Here is a 17702-nt window from a genome sequence, read left to right on the forward strand (position 1 = left end):
TTGAGTGTGCGCACACGGCGGTGACACGCCGGTAAACGCCGCCCAGGATTCACACTCGACGCAAAAGATAGACCTACATGTCCAGGCCGATATCGAGCACGCGGACCGAGTGGGTCAGCGCGCCGACGGCCAGGTAGTCCACGCCGGTCGATGCGTAGGCCGCCGCGTTCTCCAGGGTGAGCCCGCCGGACGACTCGAGCAGCACCGCGGGTGCCCGGGAATTCCTGCGCTGGACGGCCGTTTGCGTCTGCCAGACCGGGAAGTTGTCCAGCAGGATCAGCTCGGGCTTTTCGGGCAGCACCGCGTCGAACTGCTCGAGCGAGTCCACTTCGACCTCACAGGGCAGCGCCGGGGCGGCCTCGCGCACCGCGCGCAGCGCGGCGACCACCGATCCGGCGGCCACCACGTGGTTGTCCTTGATCAAGGCCGCGTCGCCCAGCCCTAACCGGTGGTTGACGCCGCCCCCGACCCGCACCGCGTACTTCTGCAGCGCCCGCAGGCCGGGCAGCGTCTTGCGGGTGTCACGGACCTTGGCGCTGGTGTCGCTCACCGCGTCGACCCAGGCTGCCGTCGCCGTGGCGATCCCGGACAGGTGGCAGATGAGGTTGAGCATGGTCCGCTCCGCGGTCAACAGACCCTGGGTGTGCCCCCGCACCGTCAACAGCGGCTGGCCCGAGCGCACCCGGGCGCCGTCGTCGATACGGTCCAGTACCTGATAGCCGGCGGTGCCCAATACCTCGTCGAGCACCAACAAGGCGATGTCCACCCCAGCGATCACGCCCGGCTCCCGCGGCACCATCGATGCCGTGGCGACCGCGTCGGCCGATACGGTCGCCAGGGTGGTGACGTCGGGCCCGTAGCGCAGATCCTCCCGGAGGCCGCGGCGAACGATCTCCAGCGCGGCGTCGCGTTCGCAGTCGGACAACGTCATCAGCACACGGCCGCCAACGCCTCGGCCTGCATGTCTTGGTCGGCCAGCCGAACCACGATGCTGCGCGCCTGGTCCGCCGCGGCGTCCGGGAACTCCGCGCGGTGGTGGCAGCCGCGGCTTTCGTTGCGCGCCAAGGCCGCGGCGGCCACCGCTTGCGCGGTCAGCGTCAAGGCCACGTCCTCGAAATCGCGGCGGCCCGCGATGGTGCGGGCGCCCGCCTTGGCCAAGTTGTCCGACAAGCCCTGCAGCCCAACGGCGTTGCGCACCACCGAGGCGTCGCGGCTCATCGCGCGCTGCAGTTCCCACCGCGGCGCGGCGGCGTGCGTGATCGGCTCGGGCGCTGACGCGCGCGAGGGCCCGGCCGCGGCCGCGTGCGTGGCCGCGGCACGCCCGGCGCGGCCGCCGACCACCAGTCCCTCCAGCAAGCTGTTGGACGCCAAGCGGTTTGCGCCGTGCATCCCGGTGCGGGCCACCTCGCCCGCGGCGAACAGGCCGGGCAGTTCGGTTTGACCGGACACATCGGCCACGACCCCACCACAGCTGTAGTGCGCACCCGGCACGACCGGAATGGGCTGGCGCACCGGGTCAATGCCCGCGGAGCGGCACGCGGCGGTGACGGTGGGGAATCGGGCCTCGAAGCCGTCGATGCCGCGGGCGTCGAGGTAGACGCACGGGTCGCCGGTGGCCTTCAGCCGCGCATCGATGGCCCCCGCGACGACGTCGCGCGGCGCCAGGTCGCCCATCGGATGGACGCCTGCCGTCACCGAATTACCTTGGCTGTCAAGCAATATCGCACCCTCACCGCGGATCGCTTCGGTGACCAGCGGGCGCCGGCCGCCCCCTGCGGGGCTGTAGAGCATGGTCGGGTGGAACTGGATGAACTCGAGGTCGCTGACGGCGACGCCGGCCCACAACGCCAATGCGATTCCGTCGCCGGTGGATCCTTCGGGGTTGGTCGTCGCGCCGTAAAGGTGACCGAGCCCGCCGGAGGCCAGGATCACCGACGGCGCGCTGATGATTCCCATGCCGTCCGGGTTGGCCACCGACACGCCAGTCACCGCTTCGTCGCCCAAACAGCCGTCATGCAATACGCGCAACGCCACGTGGCTGGTGCGGATGTCGAGCATGGCCGCGGCGTGATCGAGCGCCCGCTGGACCTCGGCGCCGGTGGCGTCGCCGCCGGCGTGCACGATGCGTCGACGCGAGTGCCCGCCCTCGCGGGTCACGTCCCAGCGGCCGGGGGCCGATTCGTCGAATCGCGCTCCGTCGCCGACCAATTCGGACACCGCGCGGTAGCCGTCGGCGACGATCGAGCACACCGCGTCGGGATCGCACAGCCCCGCGCCCGCGGCGAGGGTGTCGGCGACATGCGCGTCCACCGAGTCGTCGTTGTCCGGCAGGACCACCGCGATGCCGCCCTGGGCGTAGTGCGTGGCGGTAACCGCACGGGTCTGGTCGGCCTTGCTGAGCACCACGACCCGCCGGCCGGCGCGATGGGCGGCGAGCCCGGCGGCCAAACCCGCGACGCCGGTGCCGATCACGACGACGTCGGCGGTATCCGTCCACCCGGCGGTCATTCGCCGCCGCCCGGCTGCCCGATCTCGATCATTCGCTGAACGCTGCGCCGACCCGCCGCCGCGATGTCGGGGTCGACGTGAACCTCGTCGGCGCCCTCGACCAGGCAGCGCAGCAGCGCCGCGGGGGTGATCATCTTCATGTACTTACACGACGCGCGGTCGTTGACCGCGCGGAACTCGACTTCTGGTGCCGCCCGGCGCAACTGATACAACATGCCGACCTCGGTGGCCACCAGAACCGTCCGCGCACGCGTCTGATGCGCGGCGTCGAGCATGCCGCCGGTGGACAAGATCCGCACCCGATCTTCCGGGACGGCACCTTCGCCCGCGAGGTACAAAGCCGAAGTCGCACAACCGCATTCGGGGTGCACGAACAATTCGGCGTCGGGGTGGGCGCAGACCTGCTCGGCGAGTTCCTCGCCGTTGATCCCGGCATGGACGTGGCATTCACCGGCCCACACATGCAGGTTGGTGCGGCCGGTCACCCGACGGACGTGGGCGCCGAGAAATTGGTCCGGGCAGAACAGCACCTCGCGGTCGGGATCGATGGACTCGACGACGTCGACGGCGTTGGACGAGGTGCAGCAGATGTCGGTGAGCGCCTTCACGGCCGCCGTGGTGTTGACGTAGGAGACGACGACGGCGCCGGGGTGCTCGTCCTTCCACGCGCGCAGCTCGTCGGGGGTGATGGAATCGGCCAGCGAACAGCCGGCCCGCCGATCCGGAATCAGCACGGTCTTCTCGGGGCTCAGAATTTTTGCGGTCTCGGCCATGAAATGCACCCCGCAGAAGACGATGGTGTCCTCGGGAGCGTCGGCGGCGATCCGCGACAGCGCCAGCGAGTCGCCGACGTGATCGGCGACGTCCTGAATCGCGGGCAGCTGGTAGTTGTGCGCGAGGACGGTGGCGTTCCGCAGGTCTGCCAGCCGGCGAATCTCGGCCGCCCATTGCGCGTCACCGTCCACGCCCGTGTAGCCGCCGGGCGAGTCAGTGATGCCGGCAATCAGGTCGTCCGCGAGCGTGTCCATGCGATTCAAAACCGTCACGGAGATGCCCCTTTCGCGTCCAGGAGGTTTTCGACTTACAATCGAAAACATGGCCCATGGTAGCACCGCACACGAGGTGCTTGCTGTCGTGTTCCAGGTTCGCCAGGTTAAGGCGGGCCCGCGAAGAGAAAAACCGCAGCTTAACGTGCTGTTATGGCAACGTGCCCGCGATCCGCAAAAGGGCGCGTGGTCGCTGCCGGGCGGGCGGCTGCGCAACGACGAGGACATGACCACCTCGGTCCGGCGCCAGTTGGCCGAGAAGGTCGATCTGCGGGAGGTGGCCCACCTCGAACAGCTCGCAGTGTTCTCCGACCCCGAGCGGGTGCCGGGCATCCGGATGATCGCGTCCACCTTCCTGGGCCTGGTGCCCTCCCCCGCCACCCCCGAGCTACCGCCGGACACCCGCTGGCATCCGGTGAACGCGCTGCCGCCGATGGCGTTCGATCACGGCCCGATGGTGACCCACGCCCACGCCAGGCTGGTAGCGAAGATGTCTTATACGAATATCGGATTCGCCCTGGCGCCAAGGGAATTCGCGCTGTCAACGCTGCGCGACATCTACGGGGCGGCCCTGGGTTACCAGGTCGACGCGACGAATCTGCAGCGCGTGCTGGTCCGTCGCGGGGTCATCTCCCAGACCGGCACCATCGCGCAATCCGGCCGCAGCGGCGGACGCCCGGCGGCGCTGTACCACTTCACCGACTCCCAGCTGCGGGTCACCGACGAATTCGCCGCGCTCAAGCCCCCGAGTGAGGTGGCGGTAAATTAGGCGGTCGCAGTGGCGCCAGCGACGCGCCGCGGGCCGAGGAGAACTGGCTCACAATGCGGCGGTTCCGCTTTAGTTACCGGGCGTTCATGCGCAAGAATGCCGATTGGCCAAGAAGGGATCCTCAATGGTTGAGCTCGGCAATCTGGCAGGTACGCGTGGCGCCGAGTGGATCGGTCGGCCACAGCACGAGGAACTGCAGCGCAAGGTGCGTCCGCTGCTGCCCTCGGACGACCCGTTCTACCAGCCGCCGGCGGGGTTCCAGCACGCCGAGCCCGGCACCGTGTTTCGCTCGCGCGACGTCGAGCTGGCTTTCTTGGGCCTGATTCCGCAGCCCATCAAAGCCACCCAGCTGCTGTACCGGACGATGGACCTCAACGGCCAGCCCGAAGCGACGGTCACCACGGTGATCGTGCCGGCAGGGCTGGCCGAGGGGCAGACCTGCCCGCTGCTGTCGTATCAGTGCGCGATCGACGCCGTGTCGTCCCGCTGTTTCCCGTCGTATGCGCTGCGCAGGAAGGCGAAGGCGCTCGGCTCGCTGGCCCAGCTGGAGCTCTTCCTGATCGCCGCGGCCGTCGCCGAGGGCTGGGCGGTCTCGGTGCCCGACCACGAGGGCCTGGGAGGCACGTGGGGCGCGCCGTACGAGCCGGGGTACCGCGTGCTCGACGGGATCCGGGCCGTGCTCAACTCCGAGCGCGTCGGATTGTCCCCGTCGGCGCCGATCGGGCTGTGGGGCTACTCCGGCGGCGGACTGGCCAGCGCCTGGGCCGCCGAAATGTATGGCGACTACGCACCCGAGCTGGACATCGTGGGGGCGGTGCTGGGCTCCCCCGTCGGCGACCTGGGCAACACCTTCCGTCGGCTCAACGGCAAATTCTTCGCCGGGCTGCCCGCGCTGGTGGTGGCCGCGCTGGCGCACGTCTACCCCGACCTGGACCGGGTGATCAAGGAGCACACCAACGAAGAGGGCCGCGCCCTGCTGGACTCGCTGGAGACGATGACGACCGCCGAGGCGGTCATCCGGATGGCCGGCAAGAACATGGGCGACTACCTCGACGAGCCGCTCGAGGACATTTTGTCCACGCCGGAGATCTCGCACGTCTTCCAGACCATCAAGCTGGGCGCGGTGGTGCCGACGCCGCCCGTGTTGATCGTGCAAGCCGTCCACGACTATCTGATCGACGTCAACGACATCGACGAACTGGCCGACGCGTATTCGGCCGGCGGCGCCGACGTCAGCTACCACCGCGACGCGTTCAACGAGCACATGCTGCTGCACCCGCTGTCCGCCCCGATGACGCTGCGCTGGCTCACCGACCGGTTCGCCCGCCGGCCGCTGAGCGACCACCTCATCCGAACCGTGTGGCCGACGGCGTTCAACCCGATGACCTACGCCGGAATGGCGCGACTGCTCATGATCGGGGCCAAGGTCATCACCGGCCGCAAGATTCGCCACCGGCCGCTGTGACCCCGCTGCGGGCCCGCTAGGAGACCGACGCCTCCGGCTCCATCGGCAGTGCGCCCGACGGCTGATCGGCGGCCGGGAGGTTTCCTAAATCGTCGCGTGCGTTCCCGGCGGCCAGTACCGCGTACACCAGCGCGGCGACGCCTGCGGGCCACAGCAGGGTGAGGACCGCCTGCAGCGGACCCGGGCCGAAGAACACCGGCGGGGCCTGCACAACGTACGCGACCGCCGGCTTTCCGACCAGCGGCACCGCGTCGAAGTTCACCGCGCCGTAGCGCAGCAGAACCGACAGCGCACCCACCGCGCTGGCGGCCGCCGCGACGACCACCATGCCGACCGATAGGCCGACGACCATGGCCGGGCCTCGACGCTCGCGCCGCTGCCACGCCAGCACCGGCGCAATCACCGACACCACCGTCAGCAGGCCCAACATTAGGCAAGGCGCGTTGAAGAAGTGCCCCGATTCGGTGCCCAGGTACTCGTGCACCCGTTCACCCGCGCGGGTGATCGCCACCGCCACATGGATCGGCGGCGCAATCCACGCCCACAGGCCGCCGATCAACGCGCCGATCACCGAAAACCCCAGTGCCGCAATGGCAATCGGACGCGCCCGGAAGCCCCGCGCGACTCTGGTCGGCTCCGGCCGGGAAGGTTCGGTCACCGCTGCGCCTCCAAGTCGGCCGAGTCCACCACTCCGTGCCGCGAGCATCGCGCCCGCCAGCCGTCGGGGCGAACCTGTACCACCATTCGGCGTCCACATTCGGCACAGAACCGCGGCGGCTCGAGGCCCAGCCGGGCCGCCGTCGGTGACACTGTGCCCCCCAATTCCCCGGTGTAGACGTTGTAGACACCGGCGCCGACGGGGGCGCCTAGATCCCGCACCACAATTGTCAAACCTAGCGGCTACAAGGCGGCTTACAAGCTGGCATTGAGCGCCTTGATGGGCATCTGGAGATCGTCGAGCAGTTCCAGATCCGCCTCGGCCGGGCGGCCCAGCGTGGTCAGGTAGTTGCCGACGATGACGGCGTTGATGCCGCCCAGGATGCCCTTCTTGGCCCCGAGATCGCCCAGGGTGATCTCACGGCCGCCGGCGAAGCGCAGCATGGTGCGCGGCAACGCCAGCCGGAATGCCGCCACCGACTTCAGCGCCTCGCTGACCGGCAGCACCTCCAGGTCGCCGAACGGCGTGCCCGGCCGCGGGTTGAGGAAGTTCAACGGCACCTCGTCGGGACCGAGCTCGGCGAGCTCGCCGGCGAATTCCGCGCGTTGTTCCAGGGTCTCTCCCATGCCGAGGATGCCGCCGCAGCAGACCTCCATGCCGGCGTCGCGCACCATCGACAGGGTCTGCCAGCGCTCCTCCCACGTGTGGGTGGTGACGACGTTGGTGAAGTACGAGCGCGCGGTCTCGAGGTTGTGGTTATAGCGGTGCACACCCATCGCCGAGAGCTGCTCGACCTGCTCGGCGGTCAGCATGCCCAGCGAGCAGGCGATGTTGATCTCGACCTCGTCGCGGATCGCCTCGATGCCGGCCGCGACCTGGGCCATCAGCCGCTCGTCGGGTCCGCGCACGGCGGCGACGATGCAGAATTCCGTGGCGCCAGATTTGGCGGTCTGTTTCGCGGCCTCCACCAGGCTCGGGATGTCCAGCCGGGCGCTGCGCACCGGCGACGTGAAGAGGCCCGACTGGGAGCAGAAATGGCAATCCTCGGGGCACCCGCCGGTCTTCAGGCTGATGATGCCCTCGACCTCGACCTCCGGGCCACACCAGCGCATCCGCACCTCGTGCGCCAGCGCCAGCAGCTCGTCGAGCCGCTCGTCGGGGAGCCGCAGCACCCGCAGCACCTGGTCGGAGCTCAGCCCCTCGCCGCGCTCCAGCACCTGATCCCGGGCGACCGCCAGGATGTCCTGGTCGTCGCCGGCTTCGGCGCTCCGCCGAGTTGCCGCTTGAGTCACCCGTACTCTCCTGCCTCTGCCTCGTGTCCGCACGTCAGGACACGTCTGCCAGCCCTCGTGGCGGCAGCCCGAATGAAAAGGTGTTCAAAGTAGGGTAACGGCCGCCGTAGATGCGAACCCCCGGGGTATACGACCACCATGACCACCGCGCACGTCGTCTACATGGCACACCACATGCTATTGCTCGCCGTACCGGCGTTTTTGCCGGCGGTGATCGTCGTGGGGGTGGTCCTCTACGTCGCGCTGCGCGATCGCCGCGCCGGCCGCGGCACGCCCGGCGATTCCGGCCCGGGATCCGAACCCGCCGACAAAAAGCGTGATTGACCGCGCGTGAATCGGGGCATTACCAACTCGATCGCGAACTTACCTCCAAGTAAGAAGCGATCGTCGGATCAATTTCTCCCGGGACGGCCCGGCGTGGTTGGGAGGGCGTGACGATGAACGCGACGGAACTGACGATTGTTGCCGAAGCACCGGCGCGCGGTGCGGGGCTGAACCAGGTGATCGGGCTGTCGATCGCCGCGGTGGTGATAGCGGTGGCCATGCTGTGGATCGGGCATGCGCATCGCACCCACCGCATCGAATGGCTGACCCGGGTCGCCGACCGGCTGGGCGAGAAGTTCCACCGGCCCAACTGGGTGGCCCTGCCGGTGCTGGTGTTCACCACGTCGATCATCTGCGCCCTGTTCGGGTTCATCTGGGACGTCAGCTGGCACATCGGCAATGGCCGCGACCCCGGACCGCTGGCCAACCCGGCGCACTACTTCATCATCATCGGACTGTTCGGAATCTTCGTGGGCGGCATGCTCGCGGTGGTGCTGCCGTTCGGTAAGCCCGGCCCGGCGGCGGTGCGCATCACCGAGAACTGGTATGCGCCGGTGGGCGGCGTGCTGATGGCGGGCTGCGGCCTCTACGCGATGATCGGGTTCCCGCTCGACGACATCTGGCACCGGATCTTTGGTCAAGATGTAACCCTTTGGGGCCCAACGCATTTGATGATGATCGGCGGCGCCTGCTTTTCACTTTTCGCGGTGCTGATGCTGGAGCGCGAGGGCGAGGCCCAAGAGGTCGGGGAGGTCTACCACGGCCCCTTCATCACGTTGCTGCGCTACCTGTCCTTCGGCGGATTGTTCATCGGCCTGTCGGTCTACCAGATCGAGTTCGACTTCGGGGTCCCGCAGTTCCGCCTGGTTTTTCAGCCGATGCTGATCGCCGCGGCCGCCGCGCTGGCGGCGGTTGCCGCGCGCGTCACGATGGGTCGGGGGGCCGCGGTCGTGGCGGCATTGTTCGCGATCGCACTGCGCGGCGGGGTGGCCCTGCTGGTCGGTCCCATCCTGGGCGCGCCGATCAACTGGTTCCCGCTGTACCTCGGCCCCGCGGTGGTGGTCGAGCTCGTAGCGCTCACCCCACTGTTCAAGCGCCCCATCGCTTTTGGTGCCGTTTCCGGCCTGGCCGTGGCGACTGTCGGGCTGTGGCTGGAGTCCCTGTGGATCGGGGCGGTGTACCACTACCCCTGGCCCACCAAGATGTGGGGCGAGGCGCTGGCGATGTCGGTGCCCGTTGCGGTGCTGACCGGAATCTGCGGCGCGCTGTTCGGCATGGTGTTGACCGGCCAGCGGCTACCGGGCAGGCGGATCGGCATTGCCGTTGTGGCGTTGACGGTGTTGGTGATCGGCGGTGCGGTGGCCAACGGGTTGCACATCGTGGTGCCGCGTCAAAACACCGCCACCATCGCTCTGACGGACCAGCCCAGCCCCCCGGGGCGGCGCATGGTGACGGCCGACGTGCAGCTCACGCCGCCCGACATGGTGAGCAACAACCCGGAGTGGCTGACGATCCTGTCCTGGCAGGGCCGGATGGAGAATAACCGCGGCCTGATGGTCGACCGGCTCGCCAAGGTCGGGCCCGGTCACTACCGGTCCACCCAGCCGGTTCCGGCATGGGGATCCTGGAAGACGCTGCTGCGGGTGCAGGACGGCTACACGCTGACGGCGGTGCCGATCTACGAGCCGGCCGACGACGCCATCCCGGCGCCCGAGGTCCCCGCCCTGGCGTCGAGCACGCGGCCGTTCGTCCTCGAGGTCACGATCCTGCAGCGCGAACGCGACCAGGGCGCGCCGACCTGGCTGTTCACCGCCGGCTCGATCGTGGTGCTCTTCTTGACGCTGATGGTGATCACCGCCCTGACGTGGGGCGCCGGTCGCCTCGGCTACGCGACGGGTGAGCCGGAGCCGGTCGAAGAGAAGCAGCCCGTGCCCGGCGCTCCGCGAGCGGCGTGACGCGATGACGGTTCGCAACGCCCTCATTTCCGCGTGGGTGGTGGCGCTGGTGTGCGGCCTGGTTGGCTGCGGCGGTAAGTCGCCGAGCCAGCCGCCCGCCGCCGGCTTGGACGTCAACGTCACGATCGCGAACGGCCAAGTCACGCCGACCAACGCCACGCTGCAGGCAAAGGTCAAGCAGCAGATCACCTTTCACGTCACCAGCGACGTCGCCGACGAGCTGCACGTCCACTCGGAGCCCGACCACAAGTTCCAAGTCGCGGCCGCACCGAATCAGACATTTCAGTTCAGCGTCGATGTCCCCGGCAAAGTCGAAGTCGAGCTACACCACCTGGACCGCACGATCGCGACCATTCAAGTTCAACCGTGACGGTGTTGCTCGCACACGGCCTGGGTGGGTCGAGCGATCTCCCGGTCCCCTACGCCTACGCGATGGTCGGTGCGGCATGGGCATTGACGTTCACGTTCGCCTTGGTCGCGTTCGCGTGGCGGCAGCCGAGGTTTGACCCCGACGCGCCCGGCCGCGCGCTGCCGGCCGCGGTGACCACACTGGTCGACGCCCGCGCGACACGCTGGACGGCGGCGGGCGTGGCACTGGCCTTCGCGGTCTGGGCGGCGCTGGCGGGTGTGTGCGGTCCGCAGACGCAGACCAACGGCCTGCTCGGGGCGTTCTACGTGCTGCTGTGGGTCGGATTGGTCGCGCTCTCCCTGGCGTTCGGCCCGGTATGGCGGGTGATCTCGCCGGTGCGCACGGTGTACCTGCTGCTGCGACGCGTCGCCCCGCAACGGATGGGACGGTCGCGGCTGTCCTATCCCGAAAGCTGGGGCTACCGCCCGGCGGCGGCGGGCCTGTTCGCTTTCGTCTGGCTGGAATTGGCGAGCCCGAACTCGGCCTCGCTGGTTTGGGTGAAGTCGTGGCTGCTGGTCTACGTCGTGGTGTTGCTGGGCGGGGCGTGGTTGTGCGGCCAACGCTTCCTGGCCCGCGTCGACCCGTTCGGCGTGTACAGCATGGCGGTGTCGCGGCTTTCACCGTTTCGCCGCTCTCCGACGACCGGGCGGATCGTCATCGGCAACCCTTTCGACCATCTGCCGTCCCTGCCCGTGCGCCCGGGTGTTGTCGCGATGCTGGCGGTGTTGCTGGGGTCGACGGCGTTCGACAGTTACTCGTCGTCGCCTACGTGGCGCGGCTTCGCCGACCGGCTTGCCCGCCTCGCCCACGGCGTGCCGGCGACGCTGTCGTCGTCGATCCTGCGGACGATCGGCCTGCTGGTGTTCGTTTCAGTTGTCGCACTGACGTTTTCGCTCGCCGCGCGGGCCACCGGCGGAGTCGACCGCGAGGAGCGTCGCGCGCTGCCCGGCCGGATGGCGCATTCGCTGATCCCGATTGTCGTGGGCTACATCTTCGCCCACTACCTCTCGTACCTCGTGGAGCGCGGACAGCAAGCCGTCATCGCCCTCGCCGATCCGTTCGGTCGCGGATGGAATCCGTTGGGGCTGGCGCACTCTCATGTCGCCTATGTGTTGTCGACGCATCCGCCGGTGCTGGCCGGCATCAAGGTGGGTTGCGTGGTGACGGGCCACATCGTGGCGGTGATCGCCGCGCACGACAAGGCGCTTCGACTGCTGCCCGCCGGCCATCAGCTCACCGGGCAGCTGACCATGATGCTGGTCATGGTCGGCTACACCTTCACCGGCCTGTACCTGCTGTTCGGCGGATAGCCGTGTCAGCCGATCAGGTGCTCGGCGCGCTTGCCACCGTCCCAGCGCCGCAGGGCCGCGAAGCGCCCGTCGATCTGCGACGGCCGGCCCGCGATGCGCAGCGCCCGCCCGAGCTGGCCCCCGCCGACCCGGCGGGCCAGCGTGACGTGCGCGGTCCACTGACCGGGCACGCTGTTGGGCATCGGCGCGGGCAACAGATGGGGACCGCACAGCCGGTGCACCTCGGCGTGCAGCGCCAACAGCTCGGCCGTCGGCACCACCAGGCGCGCGAAGACGACGTTGGCCCGGCCGAACAGCACCGGCGCGCCGATCGCGGCGACCAGCGGGAGCCGCTCGCTCAGCGGCCGCAGCAGCTCGTCGACGTCGACGGCGACGCGCTCCGCGACGGCCAGCGTCACGTGCGGGCGACTGGCCGGCGCCTGGCTGGGGATCCCTGCCCCGGCCAGGTCTGCCCAGATGCGGCGGATCGCCGCCTCGGTGTCGTGGTCGAAGACCAGCTCGATCGAATGGACCATCAACCGACCAGTGTGGCTACCCAGTCGCGGTCGAACGCCGCCTTGCTCAGCGCCGCGAATTCCGCGGGGTGCATCGACCCGGCCCCCGCGGGCAGCTCGGCCCGCACCGGACCGAGCCGGGTCAGCGCGGACCGGTTCGAGGTCTCCACCGGCCCGGGCCGCGCCGGCCAGCTGCCAATCACCAAACCGGAGCACGAAACACCGTGTGCGGCAAGCGCTTCCACGGTCAGCGCGGTGTGGTTGAGGGTGCCCAGCTCCGCGCTGACCGCGACCAGCGCCGCGGCGCCCAGGTCGACGGCGAGATCGCGCAGGGTGACGCCGCCGTCCGCGAGTTCGACCAGCAGCCCGCCGGCACCCTCGACCAGGGTCAGCCGCCCCGGGCGGTCCAGATCGCCGATGAGCCGCAGCACCTCCGCTCGGGTGGGTAGGGCCCTCCCGGCCTGCTCGGCCGCCGCGACCGGCGCCAGCGGCCGCGGGTATCGCGCCAGCCCGGCGAGTTCGGTCACCCCGGACAGCCGGGCCACGTCGGCGAGGTCGTCGTCGCCGCAGTCGGTGCCCGTCTGGACGGGCTTACACACGGCCACGTCGATGCCGGCCTGACGCGCATGCGACGCGAGGGCCGCGGTGACGACCGTCTTACCGACGCCCGTGCCGGTGCCGGTGACGACCAGAACGGTCAACGGCGCGCCACGGCAAGCACATCCGTCAGCACCCGGCGTGCGATCTCGAGTTCGGCGTCGTCAAGCGACGCGCGGGCGGTCAGCCGCAGCCGCGACGTCCCGGCGGGCACCGTCGGGGGCCGGAAGCAGCCCACCTTCACGCCGGCGTCCAGGCAAGCCGTCGCGGCGGCCAGCGCCACCTCCGGATCGCCCAGGATCACCGACACCACAGCCGACTGCGGCACATCGGGTACCGCACAGATCCCGGCCAACGTGCGGGCGTGCCGCTGCACCGCCTGCGGCCGCCACGGCTCGGAGCCCAGGATGTGCAGCGCGGCCCGCGCGGCACCCACGGCCGCGGGGGCCAGGCCGGTGTCGAAGATGAACGGGCGGGCGGCGTCGATCAGGTGGGCCCGCACCTGCGCCGGCCCCAGGACCGCCCCGCCTTGGCTGCCCAGCGCCTTGGACAGCGTGGTGGTCATCACGACGTCGGGCGCGCCCGCGAGCCCGAGCTCGTGCAGCAGCCCGCGCCCGCCGCCGCGCACGCCCAGGCCGTGCGCTTCGTCGACGATGAGCAGCGCGCGGTGTCGCCGGCACACGTCGTGCAGCTCCCGCAGGGGTGCGAGTGCGCCGTCGGCGCTGAACACCGAGTCGGTGATGACGACGGCGCGTTCCTCGCCGCGCGAACCCAGCGCCGCGTCCACCGCGCCGAGGTCGCGGTGCGGGGTCACGACTACCCGGGCACGCGACAGCCGGCACGCATCGACCAGGGACGCATGCGAATACGCGTCGGAAACCAGCAGCGAACCGGGGCCGGACAGGCCGACGACGGCCCCGAGGTTGGCGGTGTAGCCCGAGGAGAACAGCAAACCCGTTGCGGCGCCGACATACTCGGCGAGCTCGGCCTCGAATTGCTGGTGCAGTTCGGTGTCACCGGTGACCAGGCGCGAACCCGTGGCGCCGGCGCCCCACATGCGCAGCGCCTGCACGCCGCCCTCGATGACGTCGGGGTGCTGGGAGAGTCCCAGGTAGTCGTTCGACGCGAGGTCCAGCTCGGTGGCGACGGCCGGCCTCGGCCGCAGCGAACGGCGCAGCCCGGCCTTGCGGCGCTGGGTCTCCACCGTCTCCAGCCAGGCCAGCGGGGAAACCTCGATCGGTGCCTGCTGGGCGGCGTTCATAGACCTAGAGCCTACGAGAGCCGGCGAGGCGAGCGACCACGGCCGTCGCCGAGGCGATCCCGTTAGTCATGTTTTGTTAACTTTTTTGGGGGCTCGGGGGCTTAGGGTGCCGGGATGTTGCTCCGGGATGTTGTTTAGGAGGGGTCAGGGATGATGGCTGTCATACGCAGTTTGGCTGTAGCCGCGGGCGTCGCCGCCGTGGCTGTCGGGGCACCGGCTCCGGCTTTCGCCGCTCCCGAACTGAGCGGCCACTACGTCGAAACCGAAACCGCCGCGAACGACCGCAGCACGACCGACAACTGGTACTTCTCTTCCTGCGGTGACGGGTGCGCATCGGTGGCTCGCAAGGGCGCCAAGGCCTTCGGGCAGGCGAAGTTGGTCGGCGGCCAATGGACACTTGACGTGGCAGGCGAGACCGCAATGTGCCCGGACGGCAGCCAGGTCCCCAATGCTCTCTCAGCGCACTACACGTGGAACCCGAGCACCCTGGCCGGCACCGTGCAGACAACCGCCGACGCGCCGGAATGCGGCGATCCGGCGGGGTTCCAGGTCACCGACAACATCCAGTTGCGGCCGGCCTGACGCGCGGTTTTACCGCACGAGGCGCGCGACCTCGACCATCGCCGTGCTGATCCGCGCGATCTCGTCGGCTGAACAGACGTAGGGCGGCATCGCGTAGACCAGGTTGCGGAACGGGCGCAGCCAGACGCCGTGGTCGAGCGCCGCGGGGGTGGCGACGGCCAGGTCGACGGTTCGGTCGCACTCGATGACGCCGATGGCGCCGCACACCCGGACGTCCTTCACGCCGGGCAGCGCGCGGGCGGGTTCGAGGCCGTCGGCCAGTCCCCCGGCGATTTCGGCGATCCGCGAACGCCAGTCCTGGCCGAGCAGCACCTCGACGCTGGCCACCGACACCGCGCAGGCCAGCGGGTTGGCCATGAAGGTTGGCCCGTGCATGAGCGCGCCCGCCTCGCCGGAGCTGATGACCTGCGCGATGTCGGTGGTGCACAGGGTGGCGGCCAGGCTGACGTAGCCGCCGGTGAGCGCCTTGCCGACACACATGATGTCCGGGCTTATCCCGGCATGGTCGGCGGCGAAGAGCTCACCTGTGCGCCCGAAGCCGGTCGCGATCTCGTCGAAAATGAGCAGGACGTCGTGGCGATCGCAGATGTCGCGCAGGTCGCGCAGGTAGCGCGGGTCGTGGAAGCGCATCCCGCCGGCTCCCTGCACGACGGGTTCGACGACCACGGCCGCGAGTTCGTCGGCGTAGGAGGCCAGCTGGTCCTCGAACGCCGCGCTGTAGGCGGGGTCGTGTTCGCGTGGCACCTGCGGGGCGAACACCTGCCGCGCCAGGATGTCGGTCCACAACGAGTGCATGCCGCCGTCCGGGTCGCAGACGCTCATCGGCGTGAAGGTGTCACCGTGATACCCGCCGCGCCAGGTCATCAGCCGGTGCTTGCCGGGCCGGCCGCGGCTGCGCCAGTACTGCAGCGCCATCTTGACGGCGACCTCCACCGACACCGACCCCGAGTCGCTGAAGAAAACCGTCTCCAGGCCCGCCGGCGTGATCTGCACCAGCAGCTGGGCCAGCCGGGCCGCGGGCTCGTGGGTCAACCCGCCGAACATGACGTGGTTCATGGTCCCCAGTTGCGCGGCCAGCGCCGCGTCCAGTACCGGATGGCCGTGGCCGTGAATCGCCGTCCACCAGGAGCTCATCGCGTCCAGCACGTCGATCTGGGTGCCGTCTCTGACCAGGATCAGGCGCGCGCCGCGGGCGCCGACGGCCACCACGGGCGCGACCGCCTCGCTGCCGATCGTGCTGTAGGGGTGCCATAGATGCGCGGCGTCGATCGCACTGATTTGCTCGGGCGTCAACCCGGCCCTCGCCGCAGGCATAGAGACCGAGCGTAAAGCAGTCGGGTCGCGCAAACTCCGGCCATCGGGAAGCATCTAACGGCATGGCTTCGCCGCGTCAGCCCGACCACCCGCGTCCCGACGACCCCGCCGAGCCTCCCGCGGTGCCCTACGACGCCGACGAATCCCGGTCCGAGCCACCAAGGGTCATCCGGCTGCGGGTAGCTGCCTGGGACGTGATTTGCACCGTCGTGCTGCTGGCGTTGCTCATCGTCCTGGCCACGGCGACGAGCTGGCCGTCGAAGCTCTACGGCTTCCTGCCGGAGGTGTGCTCGGACGAGACGTGCGGGCCGGTGCCATATGGAATCGACATGTACATCTATCCGCTGGTGTGGGGTGGCGTCGGCGCGGCGGTGGCCGCGGCGGGGATCGGTCCCTTCGTTTCCCTGCTGAAGGGCTGGTACATGTCGTTCTGGCCCGTTTTGGCGCTGGCCATTGTGGTGGTCAGCTCGGCCGCTGCCTCGATGATCACCGTTTTCAGCCAGCGTTATTGGCACTGAGTCATCGGCGCTGAGCGCGCGGCCGCGGTTACGTTCGTCCAACCTTGCGGCCGCGCACCGATATGAGACCGAAATCACAACGGCGCATGCGGGATTGGACGCGCCAGTCACCGTCCGGTCACGGTCCGACAAATAATCCCGCGTGGGGCTCACCAGCTATTTTCCGCGTGCAACTTCTGTTGTAAAAGTGTCTGTAGTGACTGGTGTGATTCAACGGGCGACCGACTGATTCACGTTCCGAGTCATCAGGCGGCGTTCGACCCCGGCGTGGTGGTCGTCGCCATCGACCCGAGCGAGCCCAGAGAGGTTGCACTCCGATGAAACGCATCTACTCCTTCGCCATCGGCCTGGCCATGCTGGCGGCCCCGATGGCGACCGCCGGCCTGGCCACCTACGGCCTGGCCGCCGCCGACCCCGGCGCCCGGCAGATGGACTACCAGCAGGTCACCGACATCGTGGTCCAGCGCGGTCTGTCGCAGCGCGGCGTGCCGTACTCGTGGGCGGGCGGCGGTGTCAACGGCCCGAGTCGCGGCACGGGCACCGGCATCAACACCGTCGGATTCGACGCCTCGGGCCTGATGCAGTACGCCTACGCGGGTGCCGGGATCAAGCTGCCGCGTTCCTCCGGCGCGATTTACCGGGTCGGCCAGAAGGTCCTGCCGTCGCAGGCGCGCAAGGGCGACATGATCTTCTACGGCCCGGAGGGCACGCAGAGTGTCGCGATGTACCTGGGGAACAACCAGATGCTCGAGGTGGGTGACGTCGTCCAGGTTTCGCCGGTGCGCAGCAACGGCATGACCCCCTACCTGGTGCGGGTCCTGGGAACCCAGGCGGGGCCGCAGGCGCCCTTGCAGCAAGCGCCGATTCAGCAAACCCCCCAGCAGGTGCCGGCCCAGCAGGTTCCGGCCCAGCAGGTTCCGGCCCAGCAAACCCCGGGCCAGCAGCTTCCGATGCAGCAGCTGCCCACACAGCAGGCCCCGCTACAGCAGTCGCCGACGCAGCAGGCACCGCTGCAACAGGCACCGCTGCAACAGGCACCGCTGCAACAAGTTCCCGCGCCGACGCAGCAGGCGCCGGTGCAGCAGGCGCCCGTGCAGCAGGCACCGTGGCAACCCCAGGTCGGTACCGTGCGATAACCCCTCAGCCGCCCGACCAGCCGCCACCCGCTTCCTCGCGCTGAGGAGCGGGTGGCGTTTTCGG

The 17702-nt window shown here is 69.5% G+C and carries 19 protein-coding genes; 9 read left to right on the forward strand and 10 right to left on the reverse strand.

The genetic code is table 11. The features are described from left to right. Window positions 1–73 precede the first annotated feature (73 nt). Genes nadC through nadA form a run of 3 tightly spaced genes read right to left on the reverse strand, consistent with a single transcriptional unit; the run spans window position 74 to window position 3554 of the window. Window positions 74–931, reverse strand: coding sequence for a carboxylating nicotinate-nucleotide diphosphorylase (gene nadC, locus A5747_RS06985; RefSeq protein ID WP_076122978.1), 858 nt, complete (start codon window positions 929–931; stop codon window positions 74–76). Then, window positions 931–2508, reverse strand: coding sequence for an L-aspartate oxidase (locus tag A5747_RS06990; RefSeq protein ID WP_076122929.1), 1578 nt, complete (start codon window positions 2506–2508; stop codon window positions 931–933). The genes nadC and A5747_RS06990 overlap by 1 nt, the downstream gene beginning before the upstream one ends. Then, a complete protein-coding gene (nadA, locus tag A5747_RS06995) occupies window positions 2505–3554 on the reverse strand; it encodes a quinolinate synthase NadA (RefSeq protein WP_076122930.1) in 1050 nt (349 codons plus the stop codon). Before nadA ends, A5747_RS06990 begins: the two co-directional genes overlap by 4 nt. A gap of 49 nt (window positions 3555–3603) precedes the next feature. Between nadA and A5747_RS07000 the strand changes: the two genes are divergently transcribed. After that, on the forward strand, window positions 3604–4323 hold the full coding sequence (locus A5747_RS07000) for an NUDIX domain-containing protein (protein WP_076122931.1): 720 nt from the start codon (window positions 3604–3606) through the stop codon (window positions 4321–4323). Between the two features lie 124 nt (window positions 4324–4447). Continuing rightward, window positions 4448–5788, forward strand: a complete 1341-nt coding sequence (locus A5747_RS07005) for a lipase family protein (RefSeq protein ID WP_076122932.1) — start codon at window positions 4448–4450, stop codon at window positions 5786–5788. 16 nt (window positions 5789–5804) lie between these two features. Here A5747_RS07005 and A5747_RS07010 read toward each other — a convergent pair whose 3' ends face one another. The 3 genes from A5747_RS07010 to bioB are packed head-to-tail and all read right to left on the reverse strand — an operon-like array spanning window position 5805 to window position 7738. Then, on the reverse strand, window positions 5805–6446 hold the full coding sequence (locus A5747_RS07010; protein WP_076122933.1) for a DUF2567 domain-containing protein: 642 nt from the start codon (window positions 6444–6446) through the stop codon (window positions 5805–5807). Then, the gene (locus A5747_RS07015) at window positions 6443–6670 is read right to left on the reverse strand and encodes a hypothetical protein (RefSeq protein ID WP_076122934.1); all 228 of its coding nucleotides are present in this window, start codon (window positions 6668–6670) and stop codon (window positions 6443–6445) included. The genes A5747_RS07010 and A5747_RS07015 overlap by 4 nt, the downstream gene beginning before the upstream one ends. Before the next feature lie 30 nt (window positions 6671–6700). Beyond that, entirely contained in the window at window positions 6701–7738 is a 1038-nt protein-coding gene (gene bioB, locus A5747_RS07020; protein WP_076122935.1) for a biotin synthase BioB, read from the reverse strand. Between the two features lie 138 nt (window positions 7739–7876). Between bioB and A5747_RS07025 the strand changes: the two genes are divergently transcribed. The 4 genes from A5747_RS07025 (at window position 7877) to A5747_RS07040 (ending at window position 11736) form a co-directional block, all read left to right on the forward strand. Then, window positions 7877–8062, forward strand: a complete 186-nt coding sequence (locus A5747_RS07025; RefSeq protein WP_076122936.1) for a hypothetical protein — start codon at window positions 7877–7879, stop codon at window positions 8060–8062. Between the two features lie 113 nt (window positions 8063–8175). After that, window positions 8176–10017 (forward strand): hypothetical protein, encoded by a 1842-nt coding sequence (locus A5747_RS07030; protein ID WP_076122979.1) that lies wholly within the window; start codon window positions 8176–8178, stop codon window positions 10015–10017. Window positions 10018–10021: 4 nt separating this feature from the next. Then, on the forward strand, window positions 10022–10387 hold the full coding sequence (locus A5747_RS07035) for a hypothetical protein (RefSeq protein ID WP_076122937.1): 366 nt from the start codon (window positions 10022–10024) through the stop codon (window positions 10385–10387). Next, entirely contained in the window at window positions 10384–11736 is a 1353-nt protein-coding gene (locus tag A5747_RS07040; protein ID WP_076122938.1) for a hypothetical protein, read from the forward strand. The genes A5747_RS07035 and A5747_RS07040 overlap by 4 nt, the downstream gene beginning before the upstream one ends. A gap of 5 nt (window positions 11737–11741) precedes the next feature. Here the strand turns inward: A5747_RS07040 and A5747_RS07045 are convergent, their stop codons facing one another. From A5747_RS07045 to A5747_RS07055, 3 genes are read right to left on the reverse strand one after another with little or no spacing between them, the layout of a single operon-like run. Then, complete coding sequence (locus A5747_RS07045) at window positions 11742–12251, reverse strand: 2'-5' RNA ligase family protein (RefSeq protein WP_076122939.1); 510 nt, start codon at window positions 12249–12251, stop codon at window positions 11742–11744. Then, entirely contained in the window at window positions 12251–12931 is a 681-nt protein-coding gene (gene bioD / locus A5747_RS07050) for a dethiobiotin synthase (RefSeq protein ID WP_076122940.1), read from the reverse strand. The genes A5747_RS07045 and bioD overlap by 1 nt, the downstream gene beginning before the upstream one ends. Then, window positions 12928–14088, reverse strand: coding sequence for an 8-amino-7-oxononanoate synthase (locus tag A5747_RS07055; RefSeq protein WP_076122941.1), 1161 nt, complete (start codon window positions 14086–14088; stop codon window positions 12928–12930). The genes bioD and A5747_RS07055 overlap by 4 nt, the downstream gene beginning before the upstream one ends. A 171-nt stretch (window positions 14089–14259) precedes the next feature. Between A5747_RS07055 and A5747_RS07060 the strand changes: the two genes are divergently transcribed. After that, window positions 14260–14670, forward strand: a complete 411-nt coding sequence (locus tag A5747_RS07060) for a hypothetical protein (protein WP_142245475.1) — start codon at window positions 14260–14262, stop codon at window positions 14668–14670. Between the two features lie 9 nt (window positions 14671–14679). On the opposite strand, the gene A5747_RS07065 is transcribed toward A5747_RS07060, so the two are convergent. After that, on the reverse strand, window positions 14680–15984 hold the full coding sequence (locus tag A5747_RS07065) for an adenosylmethionine--8-amino-7-oxononanoate transaminase (RefSeq protein ID WP_076122943.1): 1305 nt from the start codon (window positions 15982–15984) through the stop codon (window positions 14680–14682). Between the two features lie 62 nt (window positions 15985–16046). Here A5747_RS07065 and A5747_RS07070 point away from each other — a divergent pair, with 62 nt between their 5' ends. Then, window positions 16047–16502, forward strand: coding sequence for a hypothetical protein (locus A5747_RS07070; protein ID WP_076122944.1), 456 nt, complete (start codon window positions 16047–16049; stop codon window positions 16500–16502). 317 nt (window positions 16503–16819) lie between these two features. Continuing rightward, window positions 16820–17638 (forward strand): NlpC/P60 family peptidoglycan-binding protein RipD, encoded by an 819-nt coding sequence (gene ripD / locus A5747_RS07075; protein WP_076122945.1) that lies wholly within the window; start codon window positions 16820–16822, stop codon window positions 17636–17638. The last annotated feature ends 64 nt before the right edge of the window (window positions 17639–17702 follow it).

Source organism: Mycobacterium sp. IS-836 (assembly GCF_001954275.1).
In the GTDB taxonomy this organism is placed as follows: Bacteria; Actinomycetota; Actinomycetes; order Mycobacteriales; family Mycobacteriaceae; genus Mycobacterium.